The 21,764-nt window shown below is 38.9% G+C and carries 23 protein-coding genes and 4 tRNA genes; 23 read left to right on the forward strand and 4 right to left on the reverse strand.

Features of this window, described 5'->3' with window-relative positions:
- The first annotated feature begins 5 nt into the window (after positions 1 to 5).
- From HMPREF0848_RS00005 to HMPREF0848_RS00030, 6 genes are all read left to right on the forward strand, one after another.
- Positions 6 to 78: transfer RNA gene (locus HMPREF0848_RS00005), tRNA-Lys, on the forward strand.
- Positions 79 to 83: 5 nt separating this feature from the next.
- A tRNA-Leu gene (locus HMPREF0848_RS00010) sits at positions 84 to 165 on the forward strand.
- A gap of 11 nt (positions 166 to 176) precedes the next feature.
- A tRNA-Thr gene (locus HMPREF0848_RS00015) sits at positions 177 to 249 on the forward strand.
- 8 nt (positions 250 to 257) lie between these two features.
- Positions 258 to 329 (forward strand) — tRNA-Glu (locus tag HMPREF0848_RS00020).
- Positions 330 to 418: 89 nt separating this feature from the next.
- Positions 419 to 1,351: a manganese-dependent inorganic pyrophosphatase gene (locus tag HMPREF0848_RS00025; RefSeq protein ID WP_008533826.1), complete on the forward strand. Its 933-nt coding sequence runs from the start codon at positions 419 to 421 to the stop codon at positions 1,349 to 1,351.
- A gap of 55 nt (positions 1,352 to 1,406) precedes the next feature.
- A complete protein-coding gene (locus tag HMPREF0848_RS00030; RefSeq protein WP_008533828.1) occupies positions 1,407 to 2,066 on the forward strand; it encodes a DUF1803 domain-containing protein in 660 nt (219 codons plus the stop codon).
- 31 nt (positions 2,067 to 2,097) lie between these two features.
- Here HMPREF0848_RS00030 and ntdP read toward each other — a convergent pair whose 3' ends face one another.
- Both ntdP and recX read right to left on the reverse strand, forming a co-directional pair.
- On the reverse strand, positions 2,098 to 2,631 hold the full coding sequence (gene ntdP, locus HMPREF0848_RS00035) for a nucleoside tri-diphosphate phosphatase (RefSeq protein ID WP_004184049.1): 534 nt from the start codon (positions 2,629 to 2,631) through the stop codon (positions 2,098 to 2,100).
- Between the two features lie 70 nt (positions 2,632 to 2,701).
- Positions 2,702 to 3,478 carry a recombination regulator RecX gene (gene recX, locus HMPREF0848_RS00040; RefSeq protein WP_008533833.1) on the reverse strand — a complete coding sequence of 259 codons (777 nt, stop codon included), beginning with the start codon at positions 3,476 to 3,478 and terminating at the stop codon, positions 2,702 to 2,704.
- Positions 3,479 to 3,512: 34 nt separating this feature from the next.
- Here recX and rlmD point away from each other — a divergent pair, with 34 nt between their 5' ends.
- Together rlmD and asnA are read left to right on the forward strand one after the other, a co-directional pair.
- Positions 3,513 to 4,871, forward strand: a complete 1,359-nt coding sequence (gene rlmD, locus HMPREF0848_RS00045; RefSeq protein ID WP_008533835.1) for a 23S rRNA (uracil(1939)-C(5))-methyltransferase RlmD — start codon at positions 3,513 to 3,515, stop codon at positions 4,869 to 4,871.
- A gap of 109 nt (positions 4,872 to 4,980) precedes the next feature.
- A complete protein-coding gene (asnA, locus tag HMPREF0848_RS00050) occupies positions 4,981 to 5,973 on the forward strand; it encodes an aspartate--ammonia ligase (protein ID WP_004184045.1) in 993 nt (330 codons plus the stop codon).
- A gap of 413 nt (positions 5,974 to 6,386) precedes the next feature.
- On the opposite strand, the gene HMPREF0848_RS00055 is transcribed toward asnA, so the two are convergent.
- On the reverse strand, positions 6,387 to 7,745 hold the full coding sequence (locus HMPREF0848_RS00055; RefSeq protein ID WP_008533837.1) for an aspartate kinase: 1,359 nt from the start codon (positions 7,743 to 7,745) through the stop codon (positions 6,387 to 6,389).
- A gap of 130 nt (positions 7,746 to 7,875) precedes the next feature.
- Between HMPREF0848_RS00055 and HMPREF0848_RS00060 the strand changes: the two genes are divergently transcribed.
- The 14 genes from HMPREF0848_RS00060 to HMPREF0848_RS00125 all read left to right on the forward strand — a co-directional run bounded on the left by HMPREF0848_RS00060 (position 7,876) and on the right by HMPREF0848_RS00125 (position 19,410).
- Positions 7,876 to 8,514: an HAD family hydrolase gene (locus HMPREF0848_RS00060; protein ID WP_008533838.1), complete on the forward strand. Its 639-nt coding sequence runs from the start codon at positions 7,876 to 7,878 to the stop codon at positions 8,512 to 8,514.
- A 210-nt stretch (positions 8,515 to 8,724) separates the two neighbouring features.
- Positions 8,725 to 9,516 carry an enoyl-CoA hydratase gene (locus tag HMPREF0848_RS00065; protein ID WP_008533839.1) on the forward strand — a complete coding sequence of 264 codons (792 nt, stop codon included), beginning with the start codon at positions 8,725 to 8,727 and terminating at the stop codon, positions 9,514 to 9,516.
- Between the two features lie 103 nt (positions 9,517 to 9,619).
- Positions 9,620 to 10,054 (forward strand): fatty acid biosynthesis transcriptional regulator FabT, encoded by a 435-nt coding sequence (gene fabT, locus HMPREF0848_RS00070; protein ID WP_008533840.1) that lies wholly within the window; start codon positions 9,620 to 9,622, stop codon positions 10,052 to 10,054.
- Positions 10,054 to 11,016: a beta-ketoacyl-ACP synthase III gene (locus HMPREF0848_RS00075; protein ID WP_004184035.1), complete on the forward strand. Its 963-nt coding sequence runs from the start codon at positions 10,054 to 10,056 to the stop codon at positions 11,014 to 11,016. The genes fabT and HMPREF0848_RS00075 overlap by 1 nt, the downstream gene beginning before the upstream one ends.
- 63 nt (positions 11,017 to 11,079) lie before the next feature.
- A complete protein-coding gene (locus HMPREF0848_RS00080) occupies positions 11,080 to 11,304 on the forward strand; it encodes an acyl carrier protein (protein ID WP_004184034.1) in 225 nt (74 codons plus the stop codon).
- A gap of 105 nt (positions 11,305 to 11,409) precedes the next feature.
- Positions 11,410 to 12,375 (forward strand): enoyl-[acyl-carrier-protein] reductase FabK, encoded by a 966-nt coding sequence (gene fabK, locus HMPREF0848_RS00085; RefSeq protein ID WP_004184032.1) that lies wholly within the window; start codon positions 11,410 to 11,412, stop codon positions 12,373 to 12,375.
- Between the two features lie 22 nt (positions 12,376 to 12,397).
- Complete coding sequence (fabD, locus tag HMPREF0848_RS00090; protein ID WP_004184031.1) at positions 12,398 to 13,318, forward strand: ACP S-malonyltransferase; 921 nt, start codon at positions 12,398 to 12,400, stop codon at positions 13,316 to 13,318.
- Between the two features lie 12 nt (positions 13,319 to 13,330).
- Positions 13,331 to 14,065, forward strand: coding sequence for a 3-oxoacyl-[acyl-carrier-protein] reductase (gene fabG / locus HMPREF0848_RS00095; RefSeq protein ID WP_008533841.1), 735 nt, complete (start codon positions 13,331 to 13,333; stop codon positions 14,063 to 14,065).
- Between the two features lie 61 nt (positions 14,066 to 14,126).
- Positions 14,127 to 15,359, forward strand: coding sequence for a beta-ketoacyl-ACP synthase II (fabF, locus tag HMPREF0848_RS00100; protein ID WP_008533842.1), 1,233 nt, complete (start codon positions 14,127 to 14,129; stop codon positions 15,357 to 15,359).
- Positions 15,360 to 15,362: 3 nt separating this feature from the next.
- Entirely contained in the window at positions 15,363 to 15,860 is a 498-nt protein-coding gene (gene accB / locus HMPREF0848_RS00105) for an acetyl-CoA carboxylase biotin carboxyl carrier protein (RefSeq protein ID WP_008533844.1), read from the forward strand.
- Positions 15,857 to 16,282: a 3-hydroxyacyl-ACP dehydratase FabZ gene (gene fabZ, locus HMPREF0848_RS00110; protein ID WP_002885470.1), complete on the forward strand. Its 426-nt coding sequence runs from the start codon at positions 15,857 to 15,859 to the stop codon at positions 16,280 to 16,282. Before accB ends, fabZ begins: the two co-directional genes overlap by 4 nt.
- A gap of 118 nt (positions 16,283 to 16,400) precedes the next feature.
- Complete coding sequence (locus tag HMPREF0848_RS00115; RefSeq protein ID WP_004184018.1) at positions 16,401 to 17,771, forward strand: acetyl-CoA carboxylase biotin carboxylase subunit; 1,371 nt, start codon at positions 16,401 to 16,403, stop codon at positions 17,769 to 17,771.
- Between the two features lie 5 nt (positions 17,772 to 17,776).
- Entirely contained in the window at positions 17,777 to 18,643 is an 867-nt protein-coding gene (gene accD / locus HMPREF0848_RS00120; protein WP_004184012.1) for an acetyl-CoA carboxylase, carboxyltransferase subunit beta, read from the forward strand.
- Positions 18,640 to 19,410: an acetyl-CoA carboxylase carboxyl transferase subunit alpha gene (locus tag HMPREF0848_RS00125; RefSeq protein WP_008533856.1), complete on the forward strand. Its 771-nt coding sequence runs from the start codon at positions 18,640 to 18,642 to the stop codon at positions 19,408 to 19,410. The genes accD and HMPREF0848_RS00125 overlap by 4 nt, the downstream gene beginning before the upstream one ends.
- 32 nt (positions 19,411 to 19,442) lie before the next feature.
- On the opposite strand, the gene HMPREF0848_RS00130 is transcribed toward HMPREF0848_RS00125, so the two are convergent.
- Positions 19,443 to 19,925: an S-ribosylhomocysteine lyase gene (locus HMPREF0848_RS00130; RefSeq protein WP_008533857.1), complete on the reverse strand. Its 483-nt coding sequence runs from the start codon at positions 19,923 to 19,925 to the stop codon at positions 19,443 to 19,445.
- 143 nt (positions 19,926 to 20,068) lie between these two features.
- On the opposite strand from HMPREF0848_RS00130, the gene HMPREF0848_RS00135 reads away from it, so the two are divergent.
- Positions 20,069 to 21,676, forward strand: coding sequence for a ribonuclease Y (locus HMPREF0848_RS00135; RefSeq protein WP_008533858.1), 1,608 nt, complete (start codon positions 20,069 to 20,071; stop codon positions 21,674 to 21,676).
- The last annotated feature ends 88 nt before the right edge of the window (positions 21,677 to 21,764 follow it).

Consider the following 21,764-nt stretch of genomic DNA (forward strand, 5'->3'; position numbering starts at 1 on the left):
TTTGAGACTCGTTAGCTCAGTTGGTAGAGCAATTGACTTTTAATCAATGGGTCACTGGTTCGAGCCCAGTACGGGTCATATATGCGGGTGTGGCGGAATTGGCAGACGCACCAGATTTAGGATCTGGCGCTTAACGGCGTGGGGGTTCAAGTCCCTTCACCCGCATAAAAGAGATAGCCGGCTTAGCTCAGTTGGTAGAGCATCTGATTTGTAATCAGAGGGTCGCGTGTTCAAGTCATGTAGCCGGCATTTGATATGGTCCGTTGGTCAAGGGGTTAAGACACCGCCTTTTCACGGCGGTAACACGGGTTCGAATCCCGTACGGACTATGTTTTGAGTAGCTTATGTTACTCTTTTTATTTTGTTTCTTTTTTTTATATGTTATAATGATTTATAATATTATTTTTGAGGTGAATTTATGTCTAAAGTATTTGTTTTTGGTCATCAAAATCCTGATTCTGATGCTATTGGTTCTTCGTATGGTTATGCTTATTTGAAACGTCAGCTTGGTGTTGACGCTGAGGCAGTTGCTTTGGGTGCTCCAAATGAGGAAACTGCTTTTGTTCTTGACTATTTCGGAGTTAAGGCTCCTCGTGTTGTTAATTCAGCACAAGAAGAGGGTGTTAATCAAGTTATTCTTACTGACCACAATGAGTTTCAACAATCAATTTCTGATATTAAGGATGTTCAAATTATTGAAGTAGTCGATCACCATCGTGTAGCTAATTTTGAAACGGCTAATCCTTTAATGATGCGCCTTGAACCTGTTGGTTCTGCTTCTTCAATTGTTTATCGTATGTTTAAAGAAAATAATGTTGAAGTTCCTAAAGAAGTTGCCGGTTTGCTCTTGTCTGGTTTAATTTCTGACACTCTTCTTCTCAAATCTCCAACTACTCACGCTACAGATCCTGCAGTTGCAGCTGATCTTGCTGAAATTGCTGGTGTTAATTTGGAAGAATATGGTCTTGCAATGTTAAAAGCTGGTACTAATCTTTCTTCCAAGTCTGCTGAAGTACTTATTGATATTGATGCTAAAACTTTTGAGTTGAATGGTAATAAAGTTCGTGTTGCTCAAGTTAATACAGTTGATATTGCTGATGTTCTTTCACGTCAAGAAGAAATTGAAGCAGCTATTAATACTTCAATCAAGGATAATGGTTATTCTGATTTTGTCTTGATGATTACTGATATTCTTAATTCAAATTCAGAGATTCTTGCCCTTGGTTCTAATGCTGATAGGGTTGAGAAAGCTTTTGATTTTGTTCTTGAAAATAATCATGCTTTTCTTGAGGGAGCTGTCTCACGTAAAAAACAAGTAGTACCTCAATTAACTGAAAGCTTTAATGCTTAAAAAATAGGCCTTTAGGCCTTTTTTTTGTAATCTGAATAATGGTATAATACTTTCTATGATAAAACAATTTAACCCAGACAAATTATCCAAACAACCATTTTTTATTGATTTGATTAATTTTCTATATTTAAATCAGCCTGTAACATTACGGGAGATTAAAAAAGAATTTTCTTCTCAGGATAATCTAGACCGTTTGATAGAAGAATTTGTGAAGGCAAACTATATTGAACGTTCTAATAAACGATATTCTTTATTAATTAGTTTTGTTTCTGATGTTTCTACAGTTGATTTGGATCAGCATTTATTTATTGATGATGCCACTTCTCTTTATCAAGAATTAATAGGTCGTCGTTTTAGGACTAAAGTTTTGAATTCTACTAATGATGTTATTATTCAAGAGTACACCAGTATAACGAGGGATGATAATACAATTTCTAATTATTTTTATAAGTTAAGAGAAAATTTACCATTTTCGGAAGAACAGAATAGGTTATATAATTTATTAGGCGATGTCAATCCGGAGTATTTTTTGAAGTACGTAACAACTTTTCTTCTGAAATTTGTTAGGAAAGATGTTTTGCTTCAAAAGAGGAGGAACATCTTTGTCGATGCTTTAGAAATTCTGGGATATATTATCCAAGTGGAAGAGGGGCATTATACTTTGAATATGGACTTAGATATTGATGGTTTAGTTTATAGTACCAAAAAAGACTAGTGATAATTTACTAGTCTTTTTTATGACAACTTTAACGATTCCTTAGTTCAAGATAACGTTTGTACCAGATGTTAACATAAGATTGTGAAAATGGACCCTTTCCATTGTTAATCCAGTCTACCAAGATTTTAACATGTTCCTTTAAGATATAGTCAATGTCGTGAGAGTAATGCATTTCTTTTTTATGGGTTTCATACTCATCTACATCCAGCAATTTTTTTTCACCATCAGCAAAGACTTTGACGTCTAGGTCATAGTCAATATATTTTAGAGCTTCTTGATCCAAAACATATGGACTGGCTAAATTGCAGTAGTAGGAAATGCCGTTATCCCTAATCATGGCTATAATATTAAACCAGTATTTTTTGTGGAAATAAACAATAGCAGGTTCACGTGTAACCCATCTCCTCCCGTCTGCTTCAGTAACGAGGGTATGGTCGTTAACGCCAATAACAGCATTCTCAGTTGTCTTTAGTACCATAGTATCGCGCCAAGTACGGTGCAAACTACCATCATGCTTATAACTTTGAATTGTGATAAAGTCGCCTTCCTTTGGTAATTTCATGGCGTCCTCTTTCTACAATAAAGGTTATCCCCATTATTGTATCATAATTTTGTAAAAAGAGGGGGAATTCCTATAAATATTCTCTAAGAGCAGATGCTATAGCATCAAAATCATAGCCTTTACGAGCTAAAGATTGAGTCAAACGTTGTTTTAGTTCATATCCATTATATTTTTTGCTAAATTTGTTATATTGTTTATCTATTTCCTTATATAGCAAGGCTTGCTCAGTTTCTTCATCTGGTTCCAATTCTAATTGATTGATAGCAAGCTTACTTTCTTGAAATGAGAATCCTTTGTTGATGAGGCTCTGAGTCAATTTATCTTTGAGCGCTTTTGCCGGTAATTTTCCTTGATATTTTCGTAATAGTTTTTCTGCTACTTTCATTTCTACTTCTGAAAAATCAAATTGGATTAAAATATCGTCAATAACTTGTTTGTCGCAACCTTTTTGTCGCCACTTTTGTTTAAGGACATAAGCCCCCTTATCGCCTGAGTTAAGATTCTGTTGGGCTAGACTCTCTAGTAGTTTGTAATCATCTATCCAATGGTCTTTTTTAAGATTAGTAATGATTTTTGGGATTATGTGTGGATTGATATCATGTTTAAACAGATAATCTTTTACTTCTTTCTCGGTTCGTTGTTTGAAGGAAATATAATAGAGAGCAAGGTTTTTACCGTGTGAAAATTGGGCAAAAATCTTAATATCTTCTAGTTGTTTTTTGTCAATAGTCATGCCTTTAGTTAGCATGTATTTGACGATAGTGTCTTCAGTAACATACAGACTTTCTTTTTGGTCTATCTCAAGGAAATAGAGTCTTTTTTTCTTCTCGATTTTTGTGATTTTCATAGTTATTATTATATCAAAATGTTAGAATGGTAGTATGAATTTACAAGTGAAACAGCGAATCCCGCTTAAGATTAAACGTATGGGAATCAATGGTGAAGGTATTGGGTTTTATAAGAAAACTCTGGTCTTTGTCCCTGGGGCTTTGAAGGGTGAAGAGGTGTTCTGTCAGGTTGTTTCTGTTAGAAGGAACTTTGTTCAAGCCAAATTATTGAAGATTAATAAACCTTCTAAGTTTCGTGTAGAGCCAGAATGTGGCGTCTATAAAGAATGTGGTGGTTGCCAGTTAATGCACCTTCGTTATGATAAGCAATTGGAGTTTAAAACAGATCTGTTAGGACAAGCTTTGAAGAAGTTTAAACCAGAACATTTTGAGTCTTATGATATTCGTCCAACAATAGGAATGAAGGAACCTCGGCATTACCGTGCCAAATTACAATTTCAAACACGTTCATTTGGTGGTGGCTCAGTTAAAGCTGGTTTATTTGCTGAGGGAAGCCATCGTCTCATTAATATCAACAATTGCGTCGTACAAGATAAGCTAACACAGGCTATTGTGAACCAAGTGGTAGTTTTATTGGATAAGTACAAGCTACCGATTTATGATGAACGTAAAATTTCTGGTATTAGGACGGTAATGATTCGACGTGCCTTAGGGTCTAATCAGGTACAGTTAATCTTTGTCACCTCTAAATCGGTTTCTTTCGCTAAGTTGGTCAAGGAGTTAACTGCAATCTACCCTGAAATCGTAACCATTGCTATCAATTATAATTATTCGAAATCTAGTGAGATTTATGGACAGGAGACAGAAATTATTTGGGGACAGGATACAATTAGTGAAGAGGTACTTGATTATAGTTTTGAGCTCTCTCCCCGTGCCTTCTATCAGTTAAATCCACAGCAAACAGAAGTACTCTATGGTCAGGCAGTTAAGGCTTTGGATGTGGACAAAAATGACAATCTTATTGATGCCTATTGCGGTGTTGGTACTATTGGTCTTGCTTTTGCAAATAAAGTTAAGGACATTCGAGGTATGGACATTATTCCAGAAGCTATTGACGATGCACGGAAGAATGCTGAAGCACTTGGGTTAGAGAATTATCACTATGAAGTCGGTAAAGCTGAGGATATTATTCCACGATGGTACAAGGAAGGGTATCGAGCAGATGCTCTTATTGTAGATCCACCTAGAACAGGTCTTGATGATAAGTTACTTCAGACTATCTTAGAGTATGTACCAGAGAAGATGGTATACGTTTCATGTAATGTCTCTACGTTATCCAGAGATCTTGTTTCTTTAACTCAGGCTTATGAAGTAAATTACATCCAGTCGGTAGACATGTTCCCTCATACTGCTCGAACAGAGGCCGTCGTGAAGTTGACAAGGAAAATGTAATAAAACCTAACATAAAAAACAAGAAATTTTCCAAATTGTTGGAAAATTTCTTTATTTTTCCAATGAATAGGAGTATAATAGGACTATCGATTTTTTAAAGGAGGAGCGTATGAAAAAGAGCTTCATTCATCAACAAAAGGAGATTTCTTTTGTTAAAAATACTTTTACACAGTATTTGATTGATAAACTTGACGTCATCGAAGTGCAAGGGCCTATTTTAAGCAAGGTCGGGGATGGTATGCAGGATAATTTGAACGGTATTGAAAATCCTGTAACTGTTAATGTGCTTCAAATCCCAGACGCTACATACGAAGTTGTTCACTCATTAGCAAAATGGAAACGCCACACATTGGCTCGTTTTGGTTTTAATGAAGGTGAGGGGCTTGTAGTTAATATGAAAGCTCTTCGTCCAGATGAAGATTCGTTGGATGCAACGCACTCTGTTTATGTTGACCAATGGGACTGGGAAAAGGTTATTCCCGATGGACACCGTAATATTGCTTACTTGAAAGAAACTGTTGAAACTATTTATAAGGTCATCCGTTTGACTGAGCTCGCAGTTGAAGCACGTTACGATATTGAAGCCATTTTGCCTAAGAAAATCACCTTCATCCACTCAGAAGAACTTGTTGAGAAGTATCCTGATTTGACACCGAAAGAGCGTGAAGATGCTATTACTAAGGAATATGGGGCTGTATTCTTGATTGGTATTGGTGGTGTTCTTCCTGATGGCAAACCACATGATGGTCGTGCACCTGACTATGACGATTGGACTACTGAGTCAGAAAAGGGTTATCATGGCTTAAATGGAGATATCTTGGTTTGGAATGAACAGTTGGGTCACGCTTTTGAGTTGTCATCTATGGGTATTCGTGTGGATGAGGATGCTCTTAAACGTCAGGTTGAAATCACTGGCGACCAAGATCGTTTGAAATTAGATTGGCACCAAGCCTTGTTACATGGTCTTTTCCCACTTACAATTGGCGGTGGTATCGGTCAATCACGTATGGCTATGTTCTTACTTCGTAAAAAACATATCGGTGAGGTACAAACGTCAGTTTGGCCAGATGATGTTCGTGAAACTTACGAAAATATCTTGTAACTAAAGAAGAGTTAATATGTACTAACCTCAAAAAGTTAGACAATTTATTTAAGCAAAGGATTTGGTTCTGTATTATAGAGGACCGAGTCCTTTTAGTTTTACTTTTATTCGTTTCTTGTTATATGGGAACAGTTGATAAACTAATTCGCTAAGTGAATCTTATTTTATCTAAAGGGGAGCATGTCCGTGCCTATAAGAAAAAGGAGTGATACAGAATAATCGTACTCAGATTATTCTGTATCACTCCTTTAAATTTCAAAGGGGCTCATAGTTCTGTTTAAACCTGTAGATAAAGGGAAAGTTACTTTGAAAGATTTATACCTCAACCTCATCTTGAACAATTAGCTACTGTATCATACAGTTATTGCTACACTTATTCAGCCCTTGGAGCTTTTTGTTAAACTGGTAGAAAATTAGTCTTTATTACGGAAGAAGGCATCATAAAGTGCTCTAACGGCTTCTTTTTCTTGCACAGTATCAATAACAAACATAACAGAAACCTCACTAGATCCTTGAGAAATCATTTCTAGGTTAATGTGTTTTTCAGAAAGTGCCTTGGCAGCTGTTGCTGTAACACCTATATGATCTCGCATATTCTCACCTACAATCATAAGAATAGAAAGGCCGTGTTCAAATTCTACATCATCAACACCTAGTTCACGAGTCAAGTATGAGTAGATTTCTTGTTCTTTAATAGGGGTGAGTTCACGTTCACGAATAATGACTGAGAGGTCATCAATTCCAGAAGGCATGTGTTCCCAACGAATATTTAAATCTTCCAAGATTTGAAGTACCTTACGACCAAAACCTACTTCACGGTTCATAAGATACTTAGTCATGTTAATGCTAACAAATTTATCATCGCTGGCGATACCTACAACAGGTACAGTTGCACCCTTGTGTTCTAGAATAATACGTGTACCTGGGTGCTCAGGATTGTTAGTGTTTTTGATAACCAATGGAATTTTACCACGGTAAGCAGGAAGAAGAGCTTCATCATGCAAGACTGAGAAACCAGCATATGCCAACTCACGCATTTCCTTGTAGGTCAATTCTGGAATCGAATGAGGCTCGTGAACCACACCAGGGTGGGCAGCAAAAATACCGTCTACATCAGTGAAGTTTTCATAAAGGTCTGCTTTAACCCCAGCCGCAACGATAGAACCAGTGATGTCAGAACCTCCACGTGAGAAGGTACAGATTTGATTGTCAGTGGTAACACCAAAGAACCCAGGAATAACAAGCACCTCATCTGATTCACGGAGTTCTTCTAGTTTATCATAGGCTCCTGGAAGAATACGGGCATTTCCTGGTTCGCTTGAGACAAAAATACCAGCTTGGCGAGGATGAACGTAACGTGCTTCAATACCGTTATTACGGAAATATTCAGCGATTAATTTTGCGTTATTATCTTCCCCTGCAGCTAGGAAAGTATCATAAAGGAAATCATTATCTTCAATCGGAAGAGTGGCAAGATCGTTGATAGATTTGGCAATCTTCGTCATTTCTGTTGATTTGAAGCCTAGCTCATCGACCATAGCTTGGTAGCGGTTAATAATCCATTCTTGGTCAGCTTTAACATCAACACCCTTTGTGTAGTGTTTATAGTATTTAATCAAGGCATCTGTGACTTTGGTATCTTCATCGTTACGTTTACCAGGGGCTGATACAACGACAAAGCGACGTTCAGGGTCAGATTTTACAATGTTTAAGACTTTTTCTAATTGTGTGGCTGAAGCAAGTGAGCTTCCACCGAATTTGATGACTTTCATAGTTACTCCAAAAATTTTAAATTACTCTACAATTATAGCAAAATTCTGACAATTTGTCACATTGTTTTTAAAAGCGAGTAAGATTTAGTCTGATTATGGTACAATAAGGTAAGAAAAAGGAGGATATCCCGTGGTAGAGGCAATTATTTTTGATATGGATGGTGTCCTTTTTGACACGGAAAAGTATTATTATGATCGACGAGCTAGCTTTTTAAACCAAAAGGGAATATCTATAGACCATTTACCTCCATCTTTCTTTATAGGAGGTAACACCAAACGGGTTTGGGAAAATATTTTAAGAGATGATTATGATAAATGGGATGTCTCAACCTTACAGGAAGAGTACAATGCTTATAAGAAAAATCATCCCCTACCTTATAAAAAATTGATTTTTCCTGATGTTTTAAAGGTTTTGAATGAAGTCAAATCTCGAGGGTTAAAAATCGGTTTAGCCTCTAGCTCAGTAAAAGCAGATATCCTAAGAGCTTTGGAGGAAAACCATTTGCAAGGTTTCTTTGATGTGGTGCTCTCTGGAGAAGAATTCAAAGAAAGTAAACCCAATCCGGAGATTTATTTAACCGCTTTGAAGCAATTGGGAGTGGAAGCTAATAAAGCTCTCATTATCGAGGATAGTGAAAAGGGAATTGCTGCTGGGGTTGCTGCAGGTGTTGAGGTTTGGGCGATTAAGGATAATCGTTTTGGCATGAATCAAGAATATGCAAATGGCTTATTAGACAGTCTTAAAGATGTTTTGGATTTATTGAAGTGAGAGGTAACACCGAGTTTTAATGCTCGGTGTTTTGGTATATTAACCAAAAAAATTAAGTTTATGTTGACCTTTATGTTGACTATGGTATACTAGAAAATAATGGTGAATGATTTGATTATCAAATTATCTATTCATCAAATAAAATATGACAAAAAAGTCAAATAACATGCGGTTTTTATGTAGGAACTAGTTATCGGAGGAATGCTAAAAATGGCTTACGAAACAATTATTTATAGTGTCGAAGAGGGAGTGGCGACTTTGACGCTCAATCGCCCAGAAGTTCAAAATGGGTTTAATATCCCTGTTTGTGATGAAATTATGGCTGCCATTGAGGAAGCTGGTCAGGATGCCTCAGTGAAGTTCTTGGTTATTAAGGCAAACGGAAAGGTCTTTTCTGTTGGTGGTGATCTTGATCAAATGCAAAAAGCGGTTGCCGTAGATGATGTCCAATCTTTGGTTCGTATTGCTGAGCAGGTAAATGAAATTTCTTTTGCTCTTAAAAAATTGCCTAAACCTGTTATCATGGTTGTAGACGGTCCTTGTGCTGGTGCCGCAGCTAACTTAGCTGTTGCAGCAGACTTCACAATTGCGTCTGAAAAAGCTAAATTTATTCAAGCTTTTGTGGGTGTTGGTTTGGCCCCTGATGCTGGTGGACTATACCTTTTGACACGTTCAATTGGTATTAATCGTGCTACTCAAATTACGATGACTGGGGAACCTGTGTCTGCTGACAAAGCTTTAGATTGGGGAATTGCTTATAAAGTTGTTGAATCAGAAAAACTTGAAAAAACTGTCAGCCAATTAATTAAGAAATTAAATCGTTCTTCAGTAAACTCATTTAAGGCAATTAAAGAAATGGTTTGGGAATCTGAATTTGCAGGTTGGGAAAATTATGCCAAGTTAGAGCTTGATTTGCAGAAATCACTTGCATTTACAGAAGATTTCAAGGAAGGTGTTCGTGCTTATAGTGAACGTCGTCGTCCGAAGTTTCAAGGGAAATAAACTCATTTTCTGAAATTAAAACTAAGGTTTTCTAATTCGACTTGCTAAATTAGTTTGAGTCTGATATACTTTGAAAGTCAAAGTTTATTGAAAGGAGTCTGGTGTGAATTACGATAAAATTGATGGCTATCTTGTTGATATTTTTAATAACGTGGTTATTATCGAAGAAGCAAGTTTGAAAAATTCAAAATTTAATGATGTTTCCCTCAAGGAAATGCATACCATTGATGTGATCGGTACACATCCAGATATAACACCGAGTGCTGTGGCTAAAGAACTTATGCTAACTCTAGGTACTGTGACAACTTCTCTCAATAAACTTGAAAAGAAAGGGTATATTATCCGTACGCGTTCATCCGTTGACCGACGTGTGGTTCATTTGTCACTTTCTAAAAAGGGTCGTTTAGTATACCGTCTTCATCGTCGTTTCCATAAGTCAATGGTGATGAAGATTACAGATGGCTTTAATGACGAGGAATTGAAGGTTATGAGCAAGGGATTGGAAAATCTCCACGCCTTTCTTGAGGAGTTGAAATAATGGCATTTGCAAAAATTAGTCAGGTTGCCCATTATGCACCTGCTCAGGTCGTGACCAATGATGACCTATCAAAAATCATGGATACCAGTGATGAGTGGATTCGTACACGCACAGGTATCCAAGAACGTCGCATCTCATTGACCGAGAATACGAGTGATTTGGCTACCCATGTTGCTCAACAGCTATTAGAAAAGTCAGGAGTATCTCCTGAAGATTTGGACTTTGTTTTAGTTGCAACGATTTCACCAGATAGTTCGATGCCATCGGTGGCAGCGCGTGTTCAAGGAATAATCGGAGCGGTCAATGCTTTTGCCTTTGATATTACTGCAGCTTGTAGTGGTTTTGTCTTTGCTTTGGCAACTGCTGAAAAATTGATTCGTTCGGGTGTTTACAAAAAGGGTATCGTTATTGGAGCAGAGGTTCTTTCCAAAACTTTGGATTGGTCTGATCGTACCACAGCTGTTCTTTTTGGTGATGGCGCAGGAGGTGTCCTCCTAGAAGAATCTGATGAAGAGCACTTCTTTGGGGAGTCTCTAAATACTGATGGTAGCAAGGGTGGTCTGGAGTCAGGAGCTTCGGCGGTAATCTCACCTTATTCTGCTCAAACTGAACAGTCTAACCCATACATGAAAATGGATGGAAAAGCAATTTTTGACTTTGCAGTGAAGACTGTTTCAAAAAGCATCAAAACATTGGTTGAAGAAAAAGGTGAGCCGGATTACTTCCTTCTTCATCAAGCCAATATTCGTATTTTAGATATTATGGCTAAGAAAATTGATGTTAGTCGTGATAAATTCTTGGCAAACATGATGTCTTATGGTAATACCAGTGCGGCAAGTATCCCGATTTTGCTTTCTGAAAACGTAGCAAATGGGACCCTTAAATTAGGCAGCGGTCAAACAATTCTACTATCAGGTTTTGGTGGGGGTTTGACATGGGGCAGTCTTATTGTTAAAATCTAGTTATATAAATTATGCACCAGCATAGATTATAAGAAATATATTTATCTTAAAGGAGAATGTAAAATGGCAGTATTTGAAAAAGTACAAGAAATCATCGTTGAAGAACTCGGGAAAGATGCAGAAGAAGTAAAATTGGAAACTACTTTTGACGAACTTGATGCTGACTCTCTTGACGTATTCCAAGTTATCTCAGAAATCGAAGACGAATTCGATATCCAAATCGAAACTGAAGAAGGTCTTAACACTGTTGGTGACCTTGTTGCTTACGTAGAAGAAAAAACTAAATAAGCAGGGTATAGAGAATATTCTTATTAGGGATATTCTCCTTTGTTTATACAATTACTTTGATTATTAAACTATTTATTTGATTAGAAAATCGAAAAAAGGTGAAAAATGAAATCTCGTATTACAGAACTGTTAGGAATTAAATATCCAATCTTCCAAGGTGGTATGGCCTGGGTTGCCGATGGTGACTTGGCTGGAGCCGTTTCAAATGCTGGTGGACTCGGAATTATTGGTGGTGGTAATGCCCCTAAAGAAGTGGTAAAAGCTAATATTGATAAAGTAAAATCAATTACTGACAAACCATTTGGTGTTAATATTATGCTTTTGTCACCATTTGCAGATGACATCGTTGACCTTGTTATTGAAGAGGGTGTAAAAGTTGTTACAACTGGTGCAGGAAACCCAGGTAAATATATGGAACGTCTCCATGAAGCAGGTATCACAGTTATTCCAGTTATTCCATCAGTAGCACTTGCTAAACGTATGGAAAAACTAGGCGCTGATGCCGTTGTTGCAGAAGGTATGGAAGCTGGTGGTCATATTGGTAAATTAACAACTATGACCTTGGTTCGTCAGGTCGCAGACGCAGTTTCAATTCCTGTAATTGGTGCTGGTGGTGTTGCCGATGGCCATGGTATGGCAGCGGTACTTATGTTGGGTGCGGATGCTGTTCAAGTTGGAACACGTTTTGTTGTTGCCAAGGAATCTAATGCACACCAAAACTTCAAAGATAAGATTTTGAAGGCTAAAGACATTGACACTGTTATCTCTGCCTCTGTTGTGGGACACCCAGTTCGTGCGATTAAGAATAAATTGGCTACAGAGTACAACCAGGCTGAAAAAGATTTCTTGGCTGGTAAGAAAACTCAAGAGGAAATTGAAGAGCTTGGTGCAGGTGCACTTCGTAATGCCGTTGTTGATGGAGATGTGGAATATGGTTCAGTTATGGCTGGACAAATTGCAGGTCTTGTTCGTAAAGAAGAAACTTGTGCAGAGATCTTGGAAGATTTGTACACAGGTGCTGCTAAGGTAATTAAAGAAGAAGCTGCTCGTTGGGCAGATGTAAACGTCTAAAAACGTCGAAAGGATTAGGATAGTGACAAAACGTGCGTTCTTATTTGCTGGTCAAGGAGCTCAGAAATTGGGTATGGCAAGCGATTTGTATGCGACTTATCCAATTGTCAAAGAAACATTTGATACAGCTAGTCGTATTTTAGGTTATGATTTGCGTGAATTGATTGATTCTAACGAAGAAAAGCTTAATCAAACACGTTACACACAGCCAGCTATTTTGACAACGTCAGTAGCTATTTATCGTCTCTTGGCAGAAAATGGTATCACTCCTGATATTGTTGCCGGCCTTTCTCTTGGGGAATATTCTGCCCTAGTGGCGGCTGGTGCCCTTTCATTTGAAGATGCAGTAGCCTTGGTTGCTAAACGTGGTGAATTCATGGAAACTGCAGCTCCAGCTGGAAGTGGAAAAATGGTTGCTGTCATGAATACAGACCCTAGTTTGATTGAAGAGATTTGTCAAAAAGCTTCTGAAAAGGGTGTGGTGACTCCTGCTAACTATAATACTCCAGCACAAATTGTGATTGGTGGTGAAGTTGAGGCAGTTGATTATGCTGTGGAATTACTTAAAGAAGCTGGTGCTAAACGTCTGATTCCTCTTAAGGTTTCAGGACCTTTCCACACAGCTTTACTTAAGTCAGCTAGCCAAAATCTAGCGGAAGAACTTGAGAAAGTGTCCTTCAATGACTTTAAACTTCCTTTGGTAGGTAATACTGAAGCTAAAATTATGAAGTCAGAAGAAATCAAAGCGCTTTTGGCACGTCAGGTTATGGAACCTGTACGATTTTACGATTCAATTGCGACAATCCAAAAATTTGGGGTTGATGAAGTGATTGAGATTGGTCCTGGGAAAGTCTTGTCAGGCTTCTTGAAAAAAATTGACAAAAGCCTATCAACTCATAATGTGGAAGATCAAGCGAGCCTTGAGGCCCTTCTTAATGCTTAAAACGAGGTAAACATGGAACTTAAGAATAAAAATGTTTTTGTAACAGGTTCAACACGTGGAATTGGATTAGCCGTGGCGCACAAATTTGCGAGTCTAGGTGCTAATGTTGTCTTGAATGGACGTTCAGAGATTTCTGATGAGTTATTGGCACAATTTGCGGACTATGGTGTAACAGTTATTGGTATCTCAGGTGATATTTCTAATGGCGAAGATGCCAAACGTATGGTTGCAGAGACTACTGAAAAGCTTGGTAGCATTGATGTTTTAGTAAATAATGCTGGTATCACCAATGATAAGCTTATGCTTAAGATGACTGAAGAAGATTTTGAACGTGTTTTAAAAATCAACTTGACTGGTGCTTTCAATATGACGCAAGCCGTTTTGAAACCTATGTCTAAGGCCCGTCAAGGTGCTATTATCAATATGTCATCTGTTGTAGGTCTCATGGGAAATGTTGGTCAAGCTAATTACGCAGCTTCAAAAGCAGGTTTGATTGGTTTCACAAAATCAGTGGCTCGTGAAGTTGCGGCTCGTGGCGTTCGTGTTAATGCTATTGCTCCTGGTTTCATTGAGTCAGATATGACTGATGCGATTCCAGAAAAAATGAAGGACGCTATGATTGCTCAAGTACCTATGAAACGTATTGGTCAAGCAGAAGAAGTTGCTGAAGTCGCGGCTTTCTTGGCTAGCCAAGAGTATCTCACAGGTCAAACCATCGCTATTGATGGTGGTATGACTATGCAATAATTGCTTGTCAATTATCAAGAATTATTTATTTGAATATCCATCCGACAAAAGGAGAATATATATGTCTACAAATCGTGTTGTTGTTACAGGTTACGGTGTAACCTCACCAATCGGTAATACACCAGAAGAATTTTGGAACAGTCTTCATGACGGTAAAATCGGTATCAAACCAATTACTAAGTTTGATGCCTCCGAAATTCCAGTTTTTAATGCTGGTGAGATTCAAGATTTCCCATTCGATAAATATTTTGTGAAAAAAGATACGAATCGTATGGATACTTACTCACTTTATGCGATCTATGCTGCTATGGATGCCCTAGAGAACTCAGGACTTAACATGGAAGAAGAAAATCGTGATTGTGTTGGTGTTATTGTGTCATCTGGTATTGGTGGTTTGCAAGAACTTGAAGATCAAATTATCCGTATGCATGAACGTGGTATGAAACGCATCAAGCCAATGTTTATCCCTAAAGCTCTTTCAAACATGGGGGCAGGTAACATTGCTCTTAAGATTGGTGCTCAAGGGGTATGTAAATCAGTAACAACTGCTTGTGCTTCTGCCAATGACGCTATTGGTGAGGCCTTCCGTGAAATTAAATTTGGTTTGCACGATGTTGTCTTGGCTGGTGGTGCTGAAGCTTCAATCACTAAGATTGGTATTGGTGGTTTTAACGCTCTTACAGCTCTTTCAACAACAGAAGATCCAGAACGTTCTTCAATTCCATTTGATAAAGACCGTAATGGTTTTGTTATGGGTGAAGGTGCTGGGGTTCTCGTTATTGAAAGCCTGGAACATGCGCAAAAACGTGGTGCTAATATCTTGGCTGAGATTGTTGGTTACGGATCAAACTGTGATGCCTACCATATGACAACACCAACACCAGACGGTTCAGGTGCGGCTAAAGCCATTAAATTGGCTATCAATGAAGCTGGTATTAAGCCTGAAGATGTTGATTATGTCAATGCGCATGGGACATCAACACCTGCCAATGAAAAAGGTGAAAGTGGTGCCATCGTTTCTGTACTTGGTAAAGAAGTCCCAGTTTCATCTACTAAGTCATTTACAGGACACTTGCTTGGTGCTGCTGGTGCCGTTGAAGCGATTGCAACAATCGAAGCCATTCGTCACAGCTATGTACCAAAAACTGCTGGTACCAAAGAATTGTCTGATTACATTGAAGCGAATGTTGTCTACGGTGAAGGTCAAGAAGCTGATATCAAGTATGCCATCTCAAATACTTTTGGTTTTGGTGGACACAATGCGGTTCTTGCCTTCAAACGTTGGGAGGACTAATCTATGAATATTTCTGAAATTAAAGATTTGTTGGCTCAATTTGATGCCTCAACTTTACGTGAATTCTCATATAAGAATAATGGTGAAGAATTGAGCTTGAGTAAGAACCAAACAAGTTCAGTGGTGGGAGCTCCTGTAGCTCCTACAGTTGAAGTGGTTGCGCCTGCTCCTCAAGCTCCAGCTGCACCAGCAGTGGCTCCTGCTCCAGCTGTTGAAACAGCTTCAGCATCAGCGGAAGATGTTGTAGCACCAGCGTCAGCTGCAGAAGGGGACGTGGTGGAGAGCCCTCTAGTAGGTGTAGCTTACTTGTCATCAGCTCCTGATAAACCAGCCTTTATTTCAGTTGGTGATACTGTTAAGAAAGGTCAAACCCTTCTTATCGTTGAAGCAATGAAGGTCATGAATGAAGTGCCTGCACCTAAAGATGGTGTTATCACTGAAATCTTGGTAACAAACGAAGAAGTTGTTGACTACGGAAAAGGATTGGTACGCATCAAATGACAATTGATATTAATGCAATTCGTGAAGCTTTACCTCACCGTTATCCAATGCTTTTGGTTGACCGTGTTCTAGAAGTTTCAGAAGATGAAATCACAGCTATTAAAAATGTAACTATCAATGAACCTTTCTTCAATGGACATTTTCCTCAATACCCAGTTATGCCAGGTGTTCTCATCATGGAAGCACTCGCACAAACTGCTGGTGTTCTTGAATTGTCAAAACCTGAGAATAAAGGCAAATTAGTCTTTTACGCAGGTATGGATAAGGTTAAATTTAAAAAACAAGTTGTTCCTGGAGATCAACTTGTAATGACAGCTAAGTTTGTTAAACGTCGTGGAACAATCGCTGTTGTCGAAGCTAAGGCTGAAGTCGATGGTAAACTGGCTGCATCAGGGACTTTGACTTTTGCTATTGGAAGCTAATGTTTGGTGAAAATCCTTCTGGCGACAGTCGGAAAGGATTTTTCTTTAGATATTGGCCTATCACATAGAAAGGAAATAAACACAGACTTCCAAAAGATGTCTGATGTTATCTTGTTTTATGTTTAAAAAATTATTGATTGCTAATCGTGGTGAAATTGCCGTTCGTATTATCCGCGCAGCACGTGAATTGGGAATACAGACGGTTGCTGTCTATTCAGAAGCTGATAAGGATTCTCTTCATACGATTTTGGCAGATGAAGCTATTTGTATTGGACCAGCGAGATCCACTGAATCTTACTTAAATATGAACCGTGTCTTGTCTGCGGCTATTGTAACAGGTGCACAAGCTATTCACCCAGGGTTTGGATTTTTGAGTGAAAACTCTAAATTTTCTACTCTCTGTGAAGAAATGAACATCAAGTTCATCGGACCATCAGGTGAAGTGATGGACAAGATGGGTGATAAAATCAATGCTCGTGCAGAGATGATAAAGGCTAATGTTCCCGTTATTCCTGGTTCAGATGGTGAAGTCTTTACAGCTGAAGAAGCTCTAGAAGTTGCCAATCGCCTTGGTTACCCAGTAATGCTTAAAGCCTCTGCTGGTGGTGGCGGTAAGGGAATTCGTAAAGTCAGCACTGAGGAAGAGTTGGCTCCTGCTTTTGAATCGGCGTCCCAAGAAGCTAAGGCTGCCTTTGGTAATGGGGCAATGTATATCGAAAAAGTTATCTACCCAGCCCGTCACATTGAGGTTCAAATTTTGGGGGATAGCTATGGTAACATCGTCCACTTAGGTGAGCGTGACTGTTCTCTTCAACGTAATAACCAAAAAGTTTTGGAAGAATCACCTTCAGTTGCCATTGGTAAAACCCTTCGTCATGAAATTGGGTCTGCGGCTGCCCGTGCTGCTAAGGCGGTTAATTATGAAAATGCGGGTACAATTGAGTTTCTTCTTGATGAAAAAACAGGTCAGTTCTACTTCATGGAAATGAATACCCGTGTTCAAGTTGAGCACCCGGTCACAGAATTTGTTAGTGGTGTGGATATCGTCAAAGAACAAATTTGTGTAGCTGCGGGTGAGAAATTATCTGTAACCCAAGATGATATTAAAATCAAGGGACATGCTATTGAGTGTCGTATCAATGCAGAGAATCCTAAGTTTAATTTTGCACCAAGCCCAGGTAAAATTAGTAATCTTTACTTACCAAGTGGTGGTGTTGGACTTCGTGTTGATAGTGCCGTATATCCTGGCTACACTATCCCACCTTACTATGACTCAATGATTGCCAAGATTATTGTTCATGGAGCAAACCGTTTTGAAGCACTCATGAAGATGCAACGTGCTCTTTACGAGCTTGAAATTGATGGTGTAATGACTAATGCTGACTTCCAGTTGGATTTGATCTCAGACCGTAGCGTTATTGCTGGGGATTATGATACTTCCTTCTTGATGGAGACTTTCTTGCCAGCTTATCAGAATCGTGAGGAATAGGACTTATGGGATTATTTGATCGAAAAGAAAAGTATATTCGGATCAATCCTAACCGTTCTGTACGTAATGGGGTTGATCACCAAGTGCCAGAAGTTCCAGATGAGCTTTTTGCCAAATGTCCTGGATGTAAACAGGCTATTTATCAAAAGGACTTGGGACAAGCTAAGATTTGTCCAAATTGTTCTTATACTTTCCGTATCTCAGCAAAGGAACGTCTGGATTTAACAGTTGATGAAGGTTCTTTCCAAGAACTGTTTACAGGCATTAAAACTGAAAATCCATTGAATTTTCCAGGCTATATGGAGAAATTGGCAGCAACCAAGGAAAAAACAGGACTTGATGAAGCCGTTGTGACTGGTGTTGCGACCATCAAGGGTCAAAAGACTGCCTTAGCAATCATGGATTCTCACTTTATCATGGCATCAATGGGAACCGTAGTTGGTGAAAAAATCACAAGACTTTTTGAGCATGCCATTGAAGAAAAATTGCCAGTTGTTATCTTTACAGCATCTGGTGGTGCCCGTATGCAAGAAGGAATCATGAGCTTGATGCAAATGGCTAAGATTTCAGCAGCAGTAAAACGTCATTCAAATGCAGGTCTTCTTTACTTAACTGTGTTGACAGATCCGACAACTGGTGGGGTTACAGCAAGTTTTGCTATGGAAGGTGATATTATCTTGGCTGAGCCACAAACCTTAATTGGTTTTGCGGGTCGCCGAGTGATTGAAAATACTGTACGTGAGACTTTGCCAGATGGTTTTCAAAAGTCTGAGTTCCTTAAAGAACATGGATTTGTTGATGCTATTGTCAAACGTACAGAGTTGGCTGATACTATTGCCACACTCTTATCATTCCATGGAGGTGTTCAATGAGCGACGTAACACGTATTTTAAAAGAAGCGCGTGATCAAGGCCGTTTGACTGCTTTGGACTTTGCCCAAGGGATTTTTGATGATTTTATCGAACTGCATGGTGATCGTAACTTCCGTGATGATGGTGCCGTTATCGGTGGTATTGGTCGCTTAAATGGCCAAGCCGTAACTGTAGTGGGTATTCAAAAAGGTAAGAACCTACAAGATAATCTAAGTCGAAACTTTGGTCAGCCCCATCCAGAGGGCTATCGTAAGGCTCTTCGTCTTATGAAGCAGGCTGAAAAGTTTGGTCGTCCAGTCGTTACTTTTATCAATACGGCAGGTGCATATCCTGGTGTTGGTGCAGAGGAGCGTGGACAAGGTGAGGCGATAGCTCGTAACCTTATGGAGATGAGTGACCTTAAAGTTCCAATTATTGCTATTATTATTGGTGAAGGTGGTTCCGGAGGAGCTCTTGCTTTGGCAGTGGCTGATAAGGTTTGGATGCTGGAAAATACAATTTACTCTATTTTGAGTCCAGAAGGCTTTGCGACAATTCTCTGGAAAGATGGTTCACGTGCAGAAGAAGCAGCAGAATTAATGAAGATTACTTCAAGCGAGCTGATTAATATGGGAATTATTGATAAAATTATTCCAGAACGTGGTTACTTCACTAGTGAAATTCTTGAAGCAGTCAAGACAGCAATTGTCGATGAGTTGAAAGAATTGAGTCAATTGTCAACTGAGGACTTGCTTGAGGCACGTTATCAACGTTTTAGAAAATATTAAAAAAACATTGGGATATCTGTCCCAATGTTTTTTTAAACGATATGACGTTCAAAGGCTTGGTCTGAGATTCCTTGTTCAAGGATAAGTTTAGCCCATTCTTTAGCTGAATGAAGGCTGTGATCCTTGTAGTTTCCACAAGATTCAATGGTAGTTCCTGGAACATCTTCCCAAGTGACATCATTTGCAATAGCTTCAAGACTAGACTTGATAACTTTAGCAATTTCTGTAGGGTCTTGTTTGCCCCACATAATCATGTGAAAACCAGTACGACAACCAAATGGTGAACAATCAATGAGTCCATCAATACGTTGACGAATTAGTTTAGCAAGTAGGTGTTCGATAGTGTGAAGACCGCCGGTATCAATACTGTTTTCGTTTGGTTGAATTAAACGGATATCAAAGTTTGTGATAATATCTCCCTTAGGTCCGACTTCTTCTGAAATAAGACGAACGTAAGGTGCCTTTACAATCGTGTGATCAAGTTCGAAACTTTCAACAGTTACGTCTTTTGGCATGGTAATACCTCCCTATTCTAATAGAGCTATCATACCATAAAATCAGTTTAAAGTTCTAGTATTTATTTGAGAATTAGCTGTAAATATGGTACACTAGAAGACGGTTTTCTTTAGGGGAACCTTAGAAAAGTTGAGGTAAAGACATGTTAAACATGATAATTTTAGTTGTCTTTGCACTCATTGGTTTAGTCGTTGGATATTTAGCAATTTCTATCAAACTTAGCAAGGCTAAGGAACAGGCAGAAACTACTTTGCTAAAAGCAGAGCAAGATGCTGTCAACCTTCGTAGTCAGGCTGAACACGATGCAGATCATCTGCGTGTTACTGCCGAGCGTGATAGCAAGGCTCAACGCAAAGAGTTCTTGCTAGAAGCAAAAGAGGAAGCTAGAAAATATCGAGAAGATATTGAAAAAGAATTTAAATCTGAGCGTCAAGAGCTTAAGCAAATGGAAAATCGTTTAACAGAACGTGCCACTAGTCTTGATCGTAAGGATGAAAATCTATCAAATAAAGAACTTGCCCTCGAGAAGAAAGAGCATAGTCTTGCTGACAAATCTAAACATCTGAATGAGCGTGAAGAGAATGTGACTCAGTTGGAGGCTGAGAAGCAGGCAGAACTTGAACGTGTTGGTCAAATGACCATTGCAGAAGCGCGTGAGGTAATCTTAACAGAGACTGAGAATAACTTAACTCATGAGATTGCAACACGTATTAAAGATGCAGAAGCACAGGTCAAAGATACTGTTGATAAAAAGGCCAAGAATCTGTTAGCGCAAGCCATGCAACGTTTGTCTGGAGATTATGTTACTGAGCAAACAGTAACGACTGTTCATCTCCCAGATGACAATATGAAAGGCCGTATTATTGGACGTGAGGGTCGTAACATTCGTACCCTTGAGAGCCTAACTGGTATTGATATCATTATTGATGACACGCCAGAAGTAGTTGTTCTTTCTGGCTTTGATCCAGTTCGTCGTGAGATTGCACGCATGACTCTTGAAGCTTTGATTAAAGACGGTCGTATTCATCCAGCTCGTATTGAGGAGTTGGTTGAGAAGAATCGCCAGGAAATGGATAATCGTATTCGTGAATATGGTGAAGAAGCGGCTTATGAAATTGGTGCCATGAATCTTCATCCTGACTTGATCAAGATTATGGGACGTTTGCAGTTCCGTACATCATATGGTCAAAATGTTCTTCGTCACTCGGTTGAAGTTGGTAAATTGGCTGGGATTATGGCGGGCGAATTGGGTGAAAATGTTGCCCTTGCTCGTCGTGCTGGTTTCCTCCATGATATGGGGAAAGCTATTGACAAAGAAGTTGAAGGTAGTCACGTAGAAATTGGTGCTGAGTTCGCCCGTAAATATAAAGAACATCCAGTGGTTGTTAACGCTATTGCCAGTCACCATGGAGATGTGGAACCAGAAAGTGTTATTGCGGTCCTAGTAGCTGCTGCGGACGCATTGAGTTCTGCACGTCCAGGTGCTCGTAATGAGTCTGTTGAGAATTATGTCAAACGTCTTCGTGATTTGGAAGAAATTGCATCAAGCTTTGAGGGTGTGCAAACTAGCTTTGCCATTCAAGCAGGTCGTGAAATTCGTATCATGGTTCATCCAAATAAAATTTCAGATGATGAGGTCACTATCTTGTCTCACAAGGTACGTGAACAAATTGAGAAGAACTTGGATTATCCAGGAAATATTAAGGTTACTGTCATTCGTGAATTCCGTGCGATTGACTATGCCAAATAGGACAAGAAAGCCGCAAGGCTTTTTTGTTTTGTCAGGTTAAGCAATGTCTACCTAGTTGAAATGTGTGACGATTCTTAGTAGAATGCGT

Origin of the sequence: Streptococcus sp. C150 (assembly GCF_000187445.1) — a bacterium.
GTDB classification, from domain to species: Bacteria; Bacillota; Bacilli; order Lactobacillales; family Streptococcaceae; genus Streptococcus; species Streptococcus raffinosi.

Bases quoted from the DNA above. Each gene is read 5' to 3' on its own strand.
- HMPREF0848_RS00025 (WP_008533826.1), top strand. From the start codon at position 419: ATGTCTAAAGTATTTGTTTTTGGTCATCAAAATCCTGATTCTGATGCT.
- HMPREF0848_RS00030 (WP_008533828.1), top strand. From the start codon at position 1,407: ATGATAAAACAATTTAACCCAGACAAATTATCCAAACAACCATTTTTT.
- ntdP (WP_004184049.1), bottom strand. From the start codon at position 2,631: ATGAAATTACCAAAGGAAGGCGACTTTATCACAATTCAAAGTTATAAG.
- recX (WP_008533833.1), bottom strand. From the start codon at position 3,478: ATGAAAATCACAAAAATCGAGAAGAAAAAAAGACTCTATTTCCTTGAG.
- rlmD (WP_008533835.1), top strand. From the start codon at position 3,513: ATGAATTTACAAGTGAAACAGCGAATCCCGCTTAAGATTAAACGTATG.
- asnA (WP_004184045.1), top strand. From the start codon at position 4,981: ATGAAAAAGAGCTTCATTCATCAACAAAAGGAGATTTCTTTTGTTAAA.
- HMPREF0848_RS00055 (WP_008533837.1), bottom strand. From the start codon at position 7,745: ATGAAAGTCATCAAATTCGGTGGAAGCTCACTTGCTTCAGCCACACAA.
- HMPREF0848_RS00065 (WP_008533839.1), top strand. From the start codon at position 8,725: ATGGCTTACGAAACAATTATTTATAGTGTCGAAGAGGGAGTGGCGACT.
- HMPREF0848_RS00075 (WP_004184035.1), top strand. From the start codon at position 10,054: ATGGCATTTGCAAAAATTAGTCAGGTTGCCCATTATGCACCTGCTCAG.
- HMPREF0848_RS00080 (WP_004184034.1), top strand. From the start codon at position 11,080: ATGGCAGTATTTGAAAAAGTACAAGAAATCATCGTTGAAGAACTCGGG.
- fabK (WP_004184032.1), top strand. From the start codon at position 11,410: ATGAAATCTCGTATTACAGAACTGTTAGGAATTAAATATCCAATCTTC.
- fabG (WP_008533841.1), top strand. From the start codon at position 13,331: ATGGAACTTAAGAATAAAAATGTTTTTGTAACAGGTTCAACACGTGGA.
- fabF (WP_008533842.1), top strand. From the start codon at position 14,127: ATGTCTACAAATCGTGTTGTTGTTACAGGTTACGGTGTAACCTCACCA.
- accB (WP_008533844.1), top strand. From the start codon at position 15,363: ATGAATATTTCTGAAATTAAAGATTTGTTGGCTCAATTTGATGCCTCA.
- fabZ (WP_002885470.1), top strand. From the start codon at position 15,857: ATGACAATTGATATTAATGCAATTCGTGAAGCTTTACCTCACCGTTAT.
- HMPREF0848_RS00115 (WP_004184018.1), top strand. From the start codon at position 16,401: ATGTTTAAAAAATTATTGATTGCTAATCGTGGTGAAATTGCCGTTCGT.
- accD (WP_004184012.1), top strand. From the start codon at position 17,777: ATGGGATTATTTGATCGAAAAGAAAAGTATATTCGGATCAATCCTAAC.
- HMPREF0848_RS00125 (WP_008533856.1), top strand. From the start codon at position 18,640: ATGAGCGACGTAACACGTATTTTAAAAGAAGCGCGTGATCAAGGCCGT.
- HMPREF0848_RS00130 (WP_008533857.1), bottom strand. From the start codon at position 19,925: ATGCCAAAAGACGTAACTGTTGAAAGTTTCGAACTTGATCACACGATT.
- HMPREF0848_RS00135 (WP_008533858.1), top strand. From the start codon at position 20,069: ATGTTAAACATGATAATTTTAGTTGTCTTTGCACTCATTGGTTTAGTC.